We start from the raw sequence: 16,032 nt of genomic DNA, 5'->3' as shown, positions 1-16,032 counted from the left end.
CATTATATTTGCGCAACACACAACACTACAACTACATGAATTATTTTTCTTCCGATTTCAAATTAGGAATCTTGGGTGGAGGTCAATTAGGCAAAATGTTGCTTAGCGAAACCCGAAAATTAGACATTCAAACTTACGTTTTAGATTCAAGCAAAGAAGCACCGTGTCAATTTGGCGCTACAAAATTCTTCTTAGGAAGCTTAATGGATTATGAGACTATTTATCAATTTGGAAAAATGGTCGATTTGCTAACCATTGAAATCGAAAACGTAAACCTTGATGCATTAGACACACTTGAAAGCGAAGGTTTAAAAATTTATCCTTCTCCTAAAACTTTACGTTTAATCCAGAATAAGGGAAGACAAAAAGATTTTTATACAGAAAACGAAATCCCTACATCAAAACATCAACGTTTTGTAGGTATCAATGAGTTAAAAAAAGCTATTGAAGATGATAAAGTTGAATTTCCTTTTGTTTGGAAATCAGCTCAATTTGGTTATGATGGAAACGGAGTAAAAATAGTTCGTTCAACCATTGATTTATTAGGATTGGATGATGTAGAATGCATTGCTGAAGACATGGTTCCTTTCAAAAATGAATTGGCCGTTATTGTATCAAGAAGTGTTTTTGGGGAAGTTAAAACCTATCCTGTTGTTGAAATGGAATTTCATCCAGAAGCCAATCAAGTAGAATACACAATTTGCCCAGCAAGAATAAGTGAAAAAGTTGCGCAAAAAGCGCAAAAAGTCGCTTTACAAGTTTCAGAAGCTTTTAATCATGTTGGCTTGTTAGCCGTAGAAATGTTCCAAACCGAAGACGATGAAATTTTGGTCAATGAAGTAGCACCACGTCCTCACAATTCGGGACATTACAGCATTGAGGCTAGTTATACTTCCCAGTTTGAGCAACACATCCGTTCTATTTTAAATCTGCCTTTAGGGAGTACAGATAGTAAAGTTGCCGGAATTATGGTAAATTTGGTTGGCGCAGAAGGATTTTCAGGTCCAGTCATTTATGAAAACATCGAAAAAATAATGGAAATTCCTGGTGTTACACCACATATTTATGGTAAGCGAGAAACAAGGCCTTTCCGTAAAATGGGTCACGTAACCATAATCAATGAAGATATGAAAGAAGCCCGTAAGATTGCTGAAGAGGTAAAAAATAGTATTAGAGTAATAAGTGTCCAGTAATTAAGTTTAACTGAATAGAAATAAAATACAAGATGAGATATATTATAATATTTTTATTGTTTAATTTATTCAGTTTCGGACAAAGTAAAATAAAAACATATAATGAACATATATCTTTTGCTAATAAAATTGAAGCAGAAACATTTGCAAAAGAAGACATTAAAAATAACAGCATCTTTATTTACTTAAAAATTGGCTGGGGTCCCATGGTTTATAATACTGATAAAGATTTTGAAACAAAATATAATATTCAGTTTAATGATGAAGGGTGTACAGGCTCAAAATTTTCAATCTATTATAATTTCATTATTTATGCACATTTATCTAAAAACTTTGGAAAAAAATGGGAAAAAGAAATTAGAAAAGATGTTATTGGCTTTAAAGAGTGGAAAAAGACAAATAAATAAACGAATAATCAATACATAATGAGTAAAGTAGCCATCGTAATGGGAAGTGTTTCAGACATGCCAGTCATGCAAGAAGCCATTGATATATTAAAACAATTTGGAATAGATACAGAAGTTGACATTGTTTCGGCTCACAGAACTCCAGAAAAATTATTTGATTTCAGTAAAAACGCACACAACAAAGGTATTTCTGTAATCATCGCTGGAGCTGGTGGTGCTGCTCATTTACCGGGAATGGTAGCCAGTATGAGTCCGCTTCCAGTAATTGGCGTACCCGTAAAATCGAGTAATTCTATTGATGGTTGGGATTCTGTATTATCAATTCTTCAAATGCCAGGAGGCGTACCTGTTGCAACTGTGGCACTAAACGGTGCTAAAAATGCTGGAATACTAGCCGCTCAAATCATTGGATCAAGCAATAAAACTGTTTTAGATAAAATTATTAATTATAAAGAAGGGTTAAAACAAGCCGTTTTAGACGCTTCTGCTAAATTAAATAAATAAAAAAGCTCCAGAATGTGGTATTTTGGAGCTTTTAAGTAACACAAACATAAATACTGATTGGGTTAAATCAATATCTAATCGATATATATAATTTTAAATATATTACTGATTTTCAGCTTCAAATATAGAACACCTTTCGATATACAACAAATAAAATCGACGAAATACACTTTGTTATGAATATTCTTATTAAACATTTTGACACTAAACACAACACAGCTCCTTTTTCACAAATTAAATTAAGTGACTATTTGCCTGCTGTAAAAGAAGGGATTTCAGAAACAAAAAAAGACATAGATGCAATTGTTAGTAATTCTGAAAAACCAACTTTTTCAAATACTATTGAAGCTCTCGAATTTAGTGGATCACAGCTAGATCGCATAACAACTATTTTCTTCAATTTGAATTCGGCAGAAACTAGTGATGAAATGCAAAAGTTAGCTCAGGAAATTTCTCCAATGCTGACCGAATTAGCCAATGACATAACATTGAATACTGATTTATTTCAACGAATCAAATCAGTTTATGACCAAAGAGAATCTTTAGACTTAACAACTGAACAATCAACTTTATTAGAAAAAAAATACAAAAGCTTTTCAAGAAACGGAGCTTTGCTTGCCGAAAATAAAAAATCACGATTGAGAGAGATCGATGCTGATTTAGCTAAACTGAAACTAACCTTCGGAGAAAATGTATTGGCTGAAACCAATAATTACGAATTACATATCACTAACGAAAGTGATTTAAAAGGGTTGCCTGAAGGAGTAATCGAAGCTGCGGCTTCATTAGCTAAGCAAAAAGAAAAAGAAGGCTGGATTTTTACTTTAGACATGCCTAGTTATTTACCTTTTGTTACATATGCTGATAATCGTGAATTACGTAAAGAAATTGCTATAGCATATGGTAAAAAAGCTTTCCAGAATAACGAATTTGACAATCAGAAAAACGTAAAAAAAATAGTTAATCTTCGTCATGAAAGAGCACAATTATTAGGTTACGAATCGCATGCTCATTTTGTTTTGGAAGAGCGTATGGCACAAAATCCTGATAAGGTAAAATCGTTCTTAAATGATTTACTAGCAAAAGCTAAACCTGCTGCCGAAAGAGAATTCAACCAATTGACTGCTTTCGCAAAAAGACTAGACAATCTAGACCAATTAGAAAAATGGGATGGTGCTTACTATTCTGAAAAATTGAAACAAGAATTATTCAATCTTGATGATGAAAAGTTAAAACCATATTTCAAACTACAAAACGTTCAAGAAGGTGCTTTTGAAGTAGCTAAACGATTATTCGGATTAACCTTTACAGAAGTATTTGACATTGACAAATACCATCAAGATGTACATACTTTTGAAGTAAATGATGCTGAAGGAAATCTTGTAGCCATCTTCTACTCTGATTTCTTCCCTAGAAAAGGAAAAAGGAATGGCGCTTGGATGACTTCTTTCAAACCACAATATATTAAAGAACAACACAACGAAAGACCACACGTTTCTATCGTTTGTAATTTCACAAAACCTACAGAAACCAAACCATCATTACTAACTTTTAATGAAGTGACAACTTTGTTCCATGAATTTGGCCATGCACTACACGGAATGTTAGCAAACACTACCTATCCTAGCCTTTCTGGGACTTCGGTATATTGGGATTTTGTAGAGTTGCCTAGCCAAGTAATGGAGAACTGGTGCTATGAGCCTGAAGCTTTAGCTATTTTTGCCAAACATTATGAAACTGGCGAAATCATTCCGCAGGAATATGTTGACAAGATAAAAGAAAGTGCTTCTTTCCTTGAAGGCATGGCTACCCTACGCCAACTAAGTTTTGGCTTATTAGACATGGAATATCATGGAAAACCAGTCGTTGTTGAGAATGTAAAAACTTTCGAAAAAACAGCAATGGAAGCAACAGCTTTATATCCTGATGTGGCAGAAAACTGTATGAGTGTTTCTTTCTCTCATATTTTTCAAGGTGGATATTCTTCTGGATATTACAGTTACAAATGGGCCGAAGTTCTTGACGCAGATGCTTTTGCTTATTTTCAGGAAAGAGGAATCTTTAATAAAGAAGTAGCAACTAAATTTAAAGACAATGTACTTTCTCAAGGCGGAACCGATCATCCAATGACATTGTATAAAAAATTCAGAGGTCAGGAACCTAAACCAGAGGCCTTATTAAAGAGAGCGGGATTGATTTAGATATTTAGAAGCCGAAGTTTGATACTTCGGCTTTTCTTTTTAAACAAACTTTCATTTTTTTTTGAAAGTTTAAAAACTTTGTTATACATTTGCCTTATGACAATGAGCATTTCTAATGCGATTTGCATTTGACCATTAAAAAACAATATAAACGGCAAATGAAATTCAAAGAAGCAAAAAATAAATTCGTTCAAACCTGGGGAGCTTTAGGTTCACAATGGGGCATCAATAAAACCATGGCTCAAATTCATGCCCTACTTATGGTATCTAGCGAAGCGGTTTCTATGGAAGACATTATGGAAGAATTACAAATTTCTCGTGGTAATGCCAGTATGAATTTACGTGCTTTGATGGATTGGGGTATTGTTTACAAAGAATTTAAGGCTGGTGAACGTCGTGAATTTTTTACTGCCGAAAAAGATTTAGATGAATTAGCTGTAAAAATTTCAAGAGAACGTAGTAAAAGAGAAATTAAACCTGCATTAAAAGTGCTTAAGGAAGTATCTTCTATAGATGCCTCATCTTCTTCAGAAGAAAAACATTTTGTAGATCAAACTACTAAATTGTATGATTTCGTTTTAAAAGCAGATAATGTTTTGGATAAAATGACAGAATACAAAGACAACTGGTTGGCTCAAATTTTAATTAAATTCATGAAATAAAAAATTTTAATTTAAACTTTCATTTTTTTCTGAAAGTTTAATAAATACAAACATTATGATAACACCTTCGTTTAAAGTCGTTCAAATTATTAATATTATTGCCTTGCTATTTCTAGTTCTTGGAGCATATGGAATAGCTGCAACAGGAATTTTCCAAGTAATTGCTGCTTTATGCTTTTTAATACTCTTTCCTAGCAATAAGCTGATATACATCTATTTTGCTTTAGTGATTCTGTTTTTCTTGTTCTGGGACGGCACATTCAACCTACTGTTCTCTATTCCAATTTTTCTCATATTCTTCTTAACCTTCATCATCTATAAGCAGAAATGGAAGCTAAAAGAAGAAAATAAAACACCTATTACAGAATTTAAAAACTAAAAAAATGAGCTTTTTAACCGCACAATGGAAAAACTTGATTATGGCAAACTATGTCATCAATCCTGAAAATTTAAAAAAGTACATTCCAGCTGGAACAGAGTTCGATATATGGAATGGCAAATGTTATGTGAGTTTGGTAGGTTTTCTTTTCAGAGATACCAGAGTATTGGGCTTTAGAATACCAAAGCATACCGATTTTGAAGAAGTCAATCTGCGCTTTTATGTTAAACGATTTGAAAACGGGCAATGGAAAAGAGGTGTAGTATTCATTCAGGAAATTGTTCCCAAAAGCATGATAACTTTTGTAGCCAATACTTTCTACAAAGAAAACTACAGAACACTTTTCATGCAGCACCAAAATAAACTTGAAGCAGAGGTATTGAAAGTAAGTTACAGTTGGCAAAATCAGAAGAAAACAAACTATATAAGTGTTAATGCTTATGATTTTATTAGTCCGATAGAAGAAGGAAGCGAAGCCGAATTCATAATGGAGCATTATTTTGGGTATACAAAGTACAGCAAAGACGAAACGTACGAGTATGAGGTCAAACACCCAAAATGGAAACAATACTACATCAAAAATTATGAAATTGAGGTAGATTTTGAAAACACCTACGGAAAAGATTTCGCTTTTCTGAATAACTTAAAACCTACATCAGTTTTTCTGGCAGAAGGTTCTGAAATCAATGTTGAAAACAAACGAAAAATTATCTTATGAAAACACTACAAAATCAGACGATACTTTACGATGAAGATTGCCCACTTTGCCAAGCATACACATCTGCATTCATAAAAACAGGAATGCTTGATGAAAATGGCAGAAAACCTTATAATCAAATCTGTGAAAAGGAAGCAGAGTTTATAAATATAGAAAAAGCTGCCAACGAAATAGCTTTAGTTGATCACAGCAACAAAACAGTTCTTTACGGAATAGATAGTTTGCTAAAAATCATAGGAACTTCATTTCCAATCATAGAAAAAATAGGAAAAATACCTCCTGTAAATTATTTACTAAAAAAACTTTACTCTTTCATTTCTTACAACCGAAAAGTAATTATTCCAAATTCAAAAAAAGTAGAAACAAAATTAAAATGTGAACCAACATTCAATTTAAAATATAGAATTCTATATATCCTTTTTTCTATTTGTATCACTACAATAGTACTTTTTAAATGTTCAGCAATACTTCCTTATATCCCAAAAAGCAATTACACAAGAGAATTAGCAATGGCAAGCGGACAAATTGTTTTTCAATATTGTTTCCTATTCAACAAAGATTTGAAAACAATTATAAATTATTTAGGTAATTTAATGACTGTTTCACTATACGGTTGCTTGTTACTAACACCTTTGTTAGTAATAAATCAATTTACTGATATTACAGCAAGAGTTGCACTTGCTTGGTTTTTTGTGACTGTTTTATTAATCTTTTTAGAACACATTCGCAGAATTGAAATTCTAAAACTTCCCAAATATTTAAGCTTCACTTGGGTACTTTACCACATAATAGCACTTTATTTAATCTTAAACTTTACATTATGAAAATAGTTATAGCCGCAGGTACAGGTTTCTTAGGACAAGTATTGGTAAATTATTTCAAAAAAAACTGCGAAGAAATAGTAGTACTTACTCGCGATAAAGAAAAACAGGAAGAAAACATCCGTTATTTACATTGGAATGCTAAAACCATGACTGGCTGGGAGGCAGTTCTTGAAGATACAGATATATTGATAAATCTAGCAGGTAAATCTGTAGATTGTCGCTATAACAAAGCCAACAAGAGAGAAATTCTTTTATCGAGAATAAATAGTACTAAAATCCTGAACAAAGCCGTATTACAATGTAAAAATCCTCCCAAACACTGGTTAAATTCATCAACTGCTACTATATATCGTCATTCTGAAGACAAACAAATGGATGAATTTACTGGTGAAATAGGCAATGATTTTTCTATGAACGTAGCGCAAAGCTGGGAAAAAGCATTCTTCAAAACCGAGACACCCAATACAAAAAAAACTGCCTTACGTACTTCAATAGTCTTAGGTAAACAAGGCGGTGCTTTTCTGCCGCTCAAAAACTTAACCCAAATGGGATTTGGCGGTAAACAAGGCAATGGAAAACAGTTTGTGAGTTGGATTCATGAAGAAGATTTTGCCAGAGCATTGGCGTTTGTCATTGAAAAAGAAATCACCGGAGTTGTTAATATTGTATCTCCTACCCCAATCCAAAACAAAGATTTTATGAAAGCGTTACGTAAAACAATAAAAATACCCTTTGGAACTCCTGTTGGCAAACGCTTATTGGAATTTGGTGCCAAATTCATAGGAACAGAAACCGAACTCGTATTAAAAAGCCGAAATGTAATTCCGAAACGCTTACAAGAAAATGGATTTACTTTTAACTATACAAACCTTGAAGCTTCTTTCAAAAAATTACTTCAAAATGACTAAGCTATATTTTGAAACTGTAATCAATTCAGAAAAAGAAATTGTTTTCGATTTATCCAGAAATATTGATTTACATCAATCAAGCATGAAACACACTGAAGAAAAAGTAATTTCAGGTAAAGCATCAGGATTAATTGAATTAGGAGAAACTGTAACTTTCAAAGGAAAACATTTTGGATTTTATTTTATACATCAAAGCAAAATAACTGAGATGACATTCTACAAATCATTTACTGATGAAATGATAACCGGTTCTTTCAAATCATTTGTTCATCATCATCGATTTATAAGTAAATACAATTGCACATTGATGGTTGATGAAATAATTTACAAAACTCCTGGTGGGATTTTAGGCAAAATTTTCAACATGCTATTTTTAAAAAAGTACCTTAGACATTTGATTGAAAAAAGAAATTCAATAATAAAAAGCAAGACAGAAAAAACAAAGCGACTTAATTAAGCCGCTTTGAAATCCAATTATTATAAAAAAAACAACCTAAAAATTTAGACTCTTACAATTCCAATAACATACGGTGTACCCTTCAATGGTTGGAATATTTCAACAATAGCTTCCCACACTACTAATGCAGGCGGCATACTTGCTGTACATTTAAAGCGGTAATTTGTTCCAGCAACTACTTGAGTCGAAACTGTATTGGGTGTATATTTTACTCCCACGAAACCTTTCATTGCTTGTTCAAATACTGCTTTATCTTGAGCAGTTAATGGATGATAAGGAGACCATCCTCCTACGATAATCTCTTTTTCGTTTAATGTGTTAGTTGACATAGTTTAATTTGTTTAAGTGAGTTCTTACTCATATGGCTTTTCAGATTCCCGCCTTGTTTTTTAAAGTTGTGTCAAATTCAACTTCGACGTCAATGTAATATTACCAAACAAACTTAAAAGAAATCTAACAAACCTATCAGCGTATAAATACCTGATTTTAATTTACTAACAAAAAAAGCCACCTCATTGAGGTGGCTTAAAATAAAAATTTATTTGAATTAGTTTTTAACAACTCTAATAACTTGAGTAGTATTTTCTGAAGACAACTTAATTAAGTAAACTCCATCTGATAATCCAGACATGTTTACTTTTGTAGATGTTCCAGATTGACTTCTAACTGATACTAATTGTCCAACCGCATTATATACCTCAACTTTTGAAATATTTTGAGCGTAATCTATGTTCAAGACATCATGAACTGGATTAGGATAAAATTTAAACTTAGTTAAATCGAAACCATTAGTATTTAAAGCAGCTTGAACTAAAACTCCTAAACTCGCTGTACTTGGACAACCTGATACCGTTTGAGTTGCATAATACGTAGTATTATCTACCAAAGGAGTTGAAGAAGGTAAAGGATTAGTTGCTGAAGAAGCTTCAGATGCAGAAGCATACCATACAATATTGCTTCCAGTAACCACTAAATCTGCAAGTGTTTGACCAGCATTAAATGTTTGCGGAGATGTACCAGTAGGCGCAACAGTCGTAGTAACTGTTACTGAAACTGAAGCAGATTGAGTACATGTGTTTACTGAAGTTGCTGTAGCTGTATACGAAGTTGTACCAACTGTATTTGATTTAAAATAAACAGTAGAAGCATTAGTCCCTGTATAAGGTACCGTACCAGAAACGTCAGTATATAAATTTGTTGTTGGTGACCATGTAATTGGATTTGCAACATTACTTGTCCAATCAAACGTAGTGTTTAATCTCTTTAAACTTAAAGTACCAGTTGGATTAGACGCTACATAAGCATTAGAACTTGCAAAAGTAGTAGATGTAACCGATGTAATCGTTTTATTATCTGCTGTTGCTGTATAATAAGTACTTGAATTATTAGTAGAATCAGCCCCAGTACTTCTAATATCTAAAACAATATTTGAAACTCCGTCCCAATTATATGGTGTATTAAACGTAATCGTATTAACTCCCAATTGTTGAGAATAAGTAGCTGCAGCAAACACTTCAGAGAGACCTGATGTTACATAAGCTGTTAAAGTACTTGAAGCAGTAGTTCCCATATAAACTCTATAATCAGAAACACTTGTAGCAGACCCTATTGTTGTAATATTAAACTTAACTCCATTAATATTTCCTGCTTGTACACCTGCTGCATTCAATTCAGCTGCTGTAAATACCATTTGCATCCAATAATGCTCATATCTGTTATTAAATGCTGTTGGTTCTAATCCATTTTGAGTAGTTACAGTCGTATCAGCACCTATTGTGTTAGAACCTGAAGCTACACTTGCCCCTCCTGAAGAGGTCAAAGCTTGCACAACTCCTTCACAAACAGTAACAGGAGATGGAGAAATACTAATTGCTGTTGGCAGTGGATTAACCGTTACCGTAACAGTTGTAGAAGTTGAACACAAACTACCTGAACTTTGTGATGCTGTTAGAGTATAAGTAGTTGTTGCACTTGGATTGAAAACCCAACCCGAAGTTGAATTTCCTGTTACATTTGTAGCTGGTGACCATACATAAGTATCATAATCTGCACCTCCTGTTGTCAATGTTACCGCAGAGGAACTAGTACCATTACAAATTGAAACTGTAGATGTACTTAATGTTAATGTAGGAGGCGTATTTACTGTAGCTGTTACAGAAACTCTTGGTGATGAACAAACAATCTGACCTGAAAATTGAACATTAAATCTATTTGTAGATAAAGTATTATTGAGTGTTGAGTTATTATATGAATACAAAACGGTATTACCTGTTGTAGCTGTATAATAGGTATCAGCACTTGCTGAAGAATCTATTCCATCATGAGAAATTTCTAATACTAAATTTGAAACCCCATCCCAATTATAAGGTGTTGTAAAATTAATAGTTTGCCAACCGCTAGCCGTATGTGTATACGTTGAAGGTCCATAACAAGTAGTAAATGTCGGTGTTAAAAATGTTGTGTTTGAGAAAGTAGCCAAAGCTGTAGTACCAATATTCACAACATAATTTGTGTTATTAGCTGAAGAACCTAATGAAGACACATTAAAAGCAATAGAAGTAATATTCCCTGCTCTCAACCCAAAAGACTGCAATTCACTCGCAGTATAAATCAACTGAACTTTAGCACTTGATCTATAATTATTGAATGCCGAAAGATTTGTAGTCCCTGTTGTTGTTATTCCAGTTCCTAACTGAACCATACCATTTGTTGAACCTTCTGCAGCTGCATAATACGTTGTACTAGTACTTATAGAAGGAGTTGTAAAAGATGACCCCGTTCCTACTGGAGAACCACCGCTGGCAGCAGCATACCAATTAATTGTTCCTGAAGAAGCTGTTGCGGCTAAATTAGCCGTTCCAGTCCCACATCTTGTTGCTGGTGTAGTTGCTGTTATGTTGTTTGTGAATGTAATCTGTACAGGCGTTGAAGTTCCTGATGCAGGACCTGCACTACAAGTAACAACACATTGGTAGTACGTAGTAGCTGTTGGTGTAGCCACATAAGTATTAGCTGTTGCAGTTGGAATATTTGTATATGTTATACCATCAGGTGAACTTTGCCATTGAAAAGTTACGCCAGATCCCGCTGGAATAGTTGTAACGCCTAAAGTCACAGAACCTCCCAAACAAATCGTAGTTGCTGTCGTTGTAGTAGCTCCAGGTGTTGGAGTACCAGAACATATATTAGAAGTAGCATACGACAAGTAACCCGTATAGCTTCCAGAAGCTAATGGTGTGTTAGAAGTAATTGTATTAGGAGTACCCGCAGCATAAGTAGCTACTGAACCGAAAGAACTTGAATAAATACCAGCAGCACTTATTGCTTGTACTGGAATATTAGCTGCAACAATAGCTGCATCTCCAAGTCTTACATTAATATTAGTTACAGTTCCGCTCATAATAGGAGCTTCCCATCTTTTTGATGACAATGACATGATAGATGCATCTGTAGTTCCCGCATTAGTATCAAATGCTTCAGCTTTCATTACTGAAACACTAGTAGTTGCCGGTGCTAAGAAAACCGGATTGTAAACAGATTTACCAACTGGGTATGTGATATAGTTGCTACTAGCGTTACCCGATGTAATAGTTCTAGCAAAAGGACCTTTAACATATGCTGTTGCTGAACCTCCTGTAAGCGTTCCTGCTGCAGCCACCGTGCCCAATGTAAGTAAATTGGCATTTGTTGTATTGATGAATCCTTGTGTTAAAGTTAAAGTACCACTTACTGACAATGGAACATTCAATGTCACACCTGCTGCGTTTGAATTATTAACAGTTAACGAAGTCAGGTTAGCTGTTGGAGCTGTAGATAGGTTTTGAAAAACTCCAGAACCAGAAACAGATTGTGCTGTTGTACTTGCTGCTGCTGCTGCATTAATCCATCTTGCTAACTGAATTGTCCCTAAATTGTTGATTGTACTGTTATTTACAATATTACCAGCCACATAAAGAGATGATGTTGCATTAGTCTCAAAAACACCACTTGTTACAGTCAAATCTCCCAAAATACCAAAGGCAGAGGTGTATTTTACAACCCTGTTAGTTCCTGTTGAAGCATCAACAATCATATTCCCTAAAGAATAGTAAAAAGATCCTGGGAACAAATAAGCATAGAAACCATTAGTATGTCCTCCGGCTGTTGTCGAAACACCGTTACCAAATTTAACAGTATGTCCTGCACCGGCAGCGTTTGCAGCACCACCTTGAGAAATTGACAGGGCATAATCGGTTGTAGAAGTTCCAAAATGCGGATCTACAATGGTTAAAGTACCTCCAGTCCAATTTAAATTAGACGGAGCCGAAGCAGTTACTCTAACCAAAGGTGTACCCGTTGCCACACTATTTGCTGTAACACCATCACTACCGTCAACAAAAATATCACCCCCTGATTGGTTAAACGTTGAACCAGCATTATTCATCAGGTTACCATTAATTGTTAACGTTCCGCCCGAAACCGTAAGAGTTCCGTTATTGGTCAGGAAATTGTTATTTAAAGTACATCCTATAACAAGGTCTCCTGAAGCCGATATTAAAGTCCCTCCACTACTAATGGTAACATTTCGCGCAACATTTGCAGCAGAGTTTGACGTTACAGTTGTTCCCGCTGATATTGTTACCACATCTGTACAAGTAGGTACAACTCCCTTATTCCATGTTGTATTAACATTCCAGCCTCCTGAAGCGATTGAAGCAAATGGGATGTCTGCATTATTTGTTGCCAACGTATACGATCCGGTTGTTAATTCCGCCGGAGTCAATCCGATTCTGTGTCCGCCTGGCGTTGTTGTTCCTGCCTCATGCGTTCCTACAAATGTACCATCTGTTCTGACAACCCTAGTACTTGCTGTTGCTAATGTTCCAGAAAAAATTCCTGGAGCCACCATTTGAATTTTGAAAGAAGTAGCGCTGGTAGGTGTTCCTAACAATGCAGAAACTGTCCAATAATCGTTTGCTTTTATATCTAAAGGAGTCCCTCCATCAGTGTAAACGCCTGATGTAGTACCCGCTACATTATTATAAACTACTGCTAAAACACCCGAAGCGGTAACTGGAGCTACTCGCTCTATCCAAGCTGAACGGCCTTGTCCGAAAGAATCCACAAAAGGGAATCGACTTGTAGTATTAGTAGCGTCTGCCCCAGAAGCAAAAGAAGTTCCGGTTCCAGCAGCAGTAAACCATCTTCCAAAGGTTACTCCAGATGCAAATCCACCCGCTGTATATGATAATGTTCCAGCAGAAGGTGTTGCATTTCCTAAAACAACACTTGCCCCTCCTGAAGTAAACACTTTACCAGCTGTAAAAGTTAAAGTACCACTGATAGAAAAAGCGTTTGTAGGTTGTGAAGCGATATTTGTAGTTCCCGGAAAAGTAACTCCTGCAACATTGTTATTTTGTATAGTTATGCTAGTAAAGTTTGCAGTAGGCGCTGTAGTTAAATTTCTAAAAATACCCGTTCCTGAAACCATTTGTGCATTAGTATTAACAACTGTAGCAGTTCCAGATGTACCACCAAAAGTTACATTTACCGTAGATGTAAGAATACCGTCATTAACAATATCTCCAGACAACACAGGAGAGGTTGATGAAGAATTCAGACGCAATTCAGAACCAGCATCTACAGTAACACTTCCTGCTACATAAATAGACCAAGCTCCCAAAGAAGTCCAACGATTTGCAGCATTTCCACCACTTATCTTAAGTTTTCCGTAAAGAAGTTTACCACTACCTGTATAACTTTCTAGAATAAATCCAGAAGTATTAGAGGATGTATCAGTACTAATTCCGTCACCTAACTGCAAAGTATGATTAACAGACCATGTCGAGCTATTTGTAGTTACATTATAATCTACAGCTTTCCCAGAAGCATTAAAATTTGGGTCTACAATTGTTATAGTCCCACCACTAACAGTTCCTGTTGCTACAGAAAACAACAATGACGCTGTTCCTGAAGCCACACTTGTTCCAGCAACACCGCTGTTAGGATCAATTCTTAAATCTCCTCCAGACTGATTAAAAGTTCCGCTTGAAACTACTACATTTCCATTAACGGCAATAGTACCTCCATTTAAATTTAACGTACCACCATTAATTGTAAAAACAGTATTGTTTGCAGCTGCTATACTAACTGTAAGTGTATTGGATGGAACTGTCAAACTTCCTGAGGTTATTGTTAATCTTCTTACAGCAGCGTTCCCTGTAAGGGACATCGTTGAAGCATTCTGAATAACAAAATTATCAGCATTGCTTATTACTCCTGGAGCCGCTCCAGTTCCATCTGTAGCTGTACCCCAGCTATTAATATCATTAAAATCTGTTGCAGAAGCTTTTGAATAATACGTGGTTTGCGCATTACCTTGAAAACTATACAACATTGTAAAGAGAAACATAGCAAAAATTCTCCAAGAAAAAAAACTTATGTTTTTGTCTCTAGCCTGTCCCTTTACAAAATTTGAAGTACAATTCAATGTACTTCTTTTCAAATTGTAAAATTTCACCATATAGTAAAGATTAATTAAATAATCACCAAATATATTGATATAATTCAATATTTATCTTAAAACATTTTAAAATTCAAAATTTAACAACCAAAAAAATTAAACTATATTTACAATAAAAGCTGCAACTACTGAATTACTTAATAGTTTACAACATAGAATAGAGATTATGTTTGTTTGAGAATAGTATTCTAGATACAGATTTATCCTACACATGGTAATAAATTTACTAAAATTTATCTTAAAAAAACACCAATATAAAACAAAAAAGACTCATTTTTTCAACATGCTTCAAAAAAAAGAATATAAAATCAACTAAACAACAATACTAAAACCCACCAGAAAAATGGAATGCTCTCAACCCAAAACAAAGTGTAGTATTTGGAACGTTTAGGACTAGCAAATAAAGTAAACAAAGCAATTACAACAATCAGGACCAAATTGACCCAAAGCTGAACAATTTGAAAGTCTGATTTTAAAAATTCCAAGCAATAAAATGGAATTAGCAAAAATAAGTTCAACAATTTCGTTTTTTTCTCACCCAATCGCTGCGGCACAGTTTGTAACGAAGCATCGTCGTGTTTCAAATCAATGATTTCAAAAATCAGAATTAAAATAATTACAAGTAAAAAACGCTGACAAAACTTTAACCAAACATCATGTGAAAGAGCCAAATCTGCATTAATAATTGGTAAAAAAAGAGTGATACCCGCCCAGCAAAAAGCTACAATATAAATTTTAATTCCAGCCCAATTACGTGCATTTCCTAGCTTTGGAAAAATAGGCAAGGTATACAAAACGGTTAAACCTAAAAAAGCAACTGCTACAAATTGTGTTTGTCGTTCCAACTGGAAAAAACAATACGTTGTTGCTAAAAATGAGATAAAGCTCAAAACAACTATCAATTTACGTTCAATAGTCATTTTTAGTTTCTTTGCTCGCACCAATTCATCATATTTCACAAAATTATAGCCTACAATTGTTCCAAAAAAAGCAAAAAATGCCATTGGATTATCATTCTGAAGATGAAAAAAATGGAAAGTCATTTGCACCAAAGCATATACAGCCAGCGCCACATGAATGCTCCCATGCAAATAAAAATCAAATATTGTTTTAAGTAATCGCATCCTTACAAAAGTAATCAATCTGTTAATAAATAACATTTTTGGTTCATAATTTGATAAAAATTGCATCCTTTTTAACTTAAATTTTAAGATTATATAGTTATTTTTGTTCGCGTAAAAAACACAACTTAATAATCGTTTGAGTCATACTCAAAT

The 16,032-nt window shown here is 34.3% G+C and carries 13 protein-coding genes; 10 read left to right on the top strand and 3 right to left on the bottom strand.

The window, feature by feature from the left end:
• The first annotated feature begins 35 nt into the window (after positions 1 to 35).
• The 10 genes from LJY17_RS14765 (at position 36) to LJY17_RS14720 (ending at position 8,253) form a co-directional block, all read left to right on the top strand.
• A complete protein-coding gene (locus LJY17_RS14765; protein WP_264544576.1) occupies positions 36 to 1,193 on the top strand; it encodes a 5-(carboxyamino)imidazole ribonucleotide synthase in 1,158 nt (385 codons plus the stop codon).
• A 32-nt stretch (positions 1,194 to 1,225) separates the two neighbouring features.
• Positions 1,226 to 1,600, top strand: a complete 375-nt coding sequence (locus LJY17_RS14760; protein WP_264544575.1) for a hypothetical protein — start codon at positions 1,226 to 1,228, stop codon at positions 1,598 to 1,600.
• An 18-nt stretch (positions 1,601 to 1,618) separates the two neighbouring features.
• A complete protein-coding gene (gene purE / locus LJY17_RS14755) occupies positions 1,619 to 2,104 on the top strand; it encodes a 5-(carboxyamino)imidazole ribonucleotide mutase (protein WP_264544574.1) in 486 nt (161 codons plus the stop codon).
• Between the two features lie 176 nt (positions 2,105 to 2,280).
• A complete protein-coding gene (locus tag LJY17_RS14750; RefSeq protein ID WP_264544573.1) occupies positions 2,281 to 4,305 on the top strand; it encodes a M3 family metallopeptidase in 2,025 nt (674 codons plus the stop codon).
• 158 nt (positions 4,306 to 4,463) lie between these two features.
• Positions 4,464 to 4,967 (top strand): GbsR/MarR family transcriptional regulator, encoded by a 504-nt coding sequence (locus LJY17_RS14745; RefSeq protein ID WP_264544572.1) that lies wholly within the window; start codon positions 4,464 to 4,466, stop codon positions 4,965 to 4,967.
• A 55-nt stretch (positions 4,968 to 5,022) separates the two neighbouring features.
• A complete protein-coding gene (locus LJY17_RS14740; protein ID WP_264544571.1) occupies positions 5,023 to 5,346 on the top strand; it encodes a KUP/HAK/KT family potassium transporter in 324 nt (107 codons plus the stop codon).
• Positions 5,347 to 5,350: 4 nt separating this feature from the next.
• Positions 5,351 to 6,064, top strand: a complete 714-nt coding sequence (locus LJY17_RS14735; protein ID WP_264544570.1) for a YqjF family protein — start codon at positions 5,351 to 5,353, stop codon at positions 6,062 to 6,064.
• Positions 6,061 to 6,888 carry a DUF393 domain-containing protein gene (locus LJY17_RS14730; RefSeq protein WP_264544569.1) on the top strand — a complete coding sequence of 276 codons (828 nt, stop codon included), beginning with the start codon at positions 6,061 to 6,063 and terminating at the stop codon, positions 6,886 to 6,888. The genes LJY17_RS14735 and LJY17_RS14730 overlap by 4 nt, the downstream gene beginning before the upstream one ends.
• On the top strand, positions 6,882 to 7,796 hold the full coding sequence (locus LJY17_RS14725) for a TIGR01777 family oxidoreductase (protein WP_264544853.1): 915 nt from the start codon (positions 6,882 to 6,884) through the stop codon (positions 7,794 to 7,796). Before LJY17_RS14730 ends, LJY17_RS14725 begins: the two co-directional genes overlap by 7 nt.
• Positions 7,789 to 8,253 (top strand): SRPBCC family protein, encoded by a 465-nt coding sequence (locus LJY17_RS14720; RefSeq protein WP_264544568.1) that lies wholly within the window; start codon positions 7,789 to 7,791, stop codon positions 8,251 to 8,253. Before LJY17_RS14725 ends, LJY17_RS14720 begins: the two co-directional genes overlap by 8 nt.
• 44 nt (positions 8,254 to 8,297) lie before the next feature.
• On the opposite strand, the gene LJY17_RS14715 is transcribed toward LJY17_RS14720, so the two are convergent.
• From LJY17_RS14715 to LJY17_RS14705, 3 genes are all read right to left on the bottom strand, one after another.
• Positions 8,298 to 8,582 carry a hypothetical protein gene (locus tag LJY17_RS14715; protein WP_264544567.1) on the bottom strand — a complete coding sequence of 95 codons (285 nt, stop codon included), beginning with the start codon at positions 8,580 to 8,582 and terminating at the stop codon, positions 8,298 to 8,300.
• Positions 8,583 to 8,800: 218 nt separating this feature from the next.
• Complete coding sequence (locus LJY17_RS14710; RefSeq protein ID WP_264544566.1) at positions 8,801 to 14,737, bottom strand: T9SS type A sorting domain-containing protein; 5,937 nt, start codon at positions 14,735 to 14,737, stop codon at positions 8,801 to 8,803.
• Positions 14,738 to 15,063: 326 nt separating this feature from the next.
• Positions 15,064 to 15,915, bottom strand: coding sequence for a hypothetical protein (locus LJY17_RS14705; RefSeq protein ID WP_319800133.1), 852 nt, complete (start codon positions 15,913 to 15,915; stop codon positions 15,064 to 15,066).
• Positions 15,916 to 16,032: the final 117 nt, after the last annotated feature.

This window comes from Flavobacterium hankyongi, assembly GCF_036840915.1.
GTDB lineage: Bacteria > Bacteroidota > Bacteroidia > Flavobacteriales > Flavobacteriaceae > Flavobacterium > Flavobacterium hankyongi.
The sequence above is the reverse complement of the archived record's forward strand: the minus strand, read 5'-3'. Positions and strand labels throughout refer to the sequence as shown.

Bases quoted from the DNA above. Each gene is read 5' to 3' on its own strand.
- LJY17_RS14705 (WP_319800133.1), bottom strand. From the start codon at position 15,915: ATGTTATTTATTAACAGATTGATTACTTTTGTAAGGATGCGATTACTT.
- purE (WP_264544574.1), top strand. From the start codon at position 1,619: ATGAGTAAAGTAGCCATCGTAATGGGAAGTGTTTCAGACATGCCAGTC.
- LJY17_RS14720 (WP_264544568.1), top strand. From the start codon at position 7,789: ATGACTAAGCTATATTTTGAAACTGTAATCAATTCAGAAAAAGAAATT.
- LJY17_RS14760 (WP_264544575.1), top strand. From the start codon at position 1,226: ATGAGATATATTATAATATTTTTATTGTTTAATTTATTCAGTTTCGGA.
- LJY17_RS14740 (WP_264544571.1), top strand. From the start codon at position 5,023: ATGATAACACCTTCGTTTAAAGTCGTTCAAATTATTAATATTATTGCC.
- LJY17_RS14745 (WP_264544572.1), top strand. From the start codon at position 4,464: ATGAAATTCAAAGAAGCAAAAAATAAATTCGTTCAAACCTGGGGAGCT.
- LJY17_RS14735 (WP_264544570.1), top strand. From the start codon at position 5,351: ATGAGCTTTTTAACCGCACAATGGAAAAACTTGATTATGGCAAACTAT.
- LJY17_RS14750 (WP_264544573.1), top strand. From the start codon at position 2,281: ATGAATATTCTTATTAAACATTTTGACACTAAACACAACACAGCTCCT.
- LJY17_RS14715 (WP_264544567.1), bottom strand. From the start codon at position 8,582: ATGTCAACTAACACATTAAACGAAAAAGAGATTATCGTAGGAGGATGG.
- LJY17_RS14730 (WP_264544569.1), top strand. From the start codon at position 6,061: ATGAAAACACTACAAAATCAGACGATACTTTACGATGAAGATTGCCCA.
- LJY17_RS14765 (WP_264544576.1), top strand. From the start codon at position 36: ATGAATTATTTTTCTTCCGATTTCAAATTAGGAATCTTGGGTGGAGGT.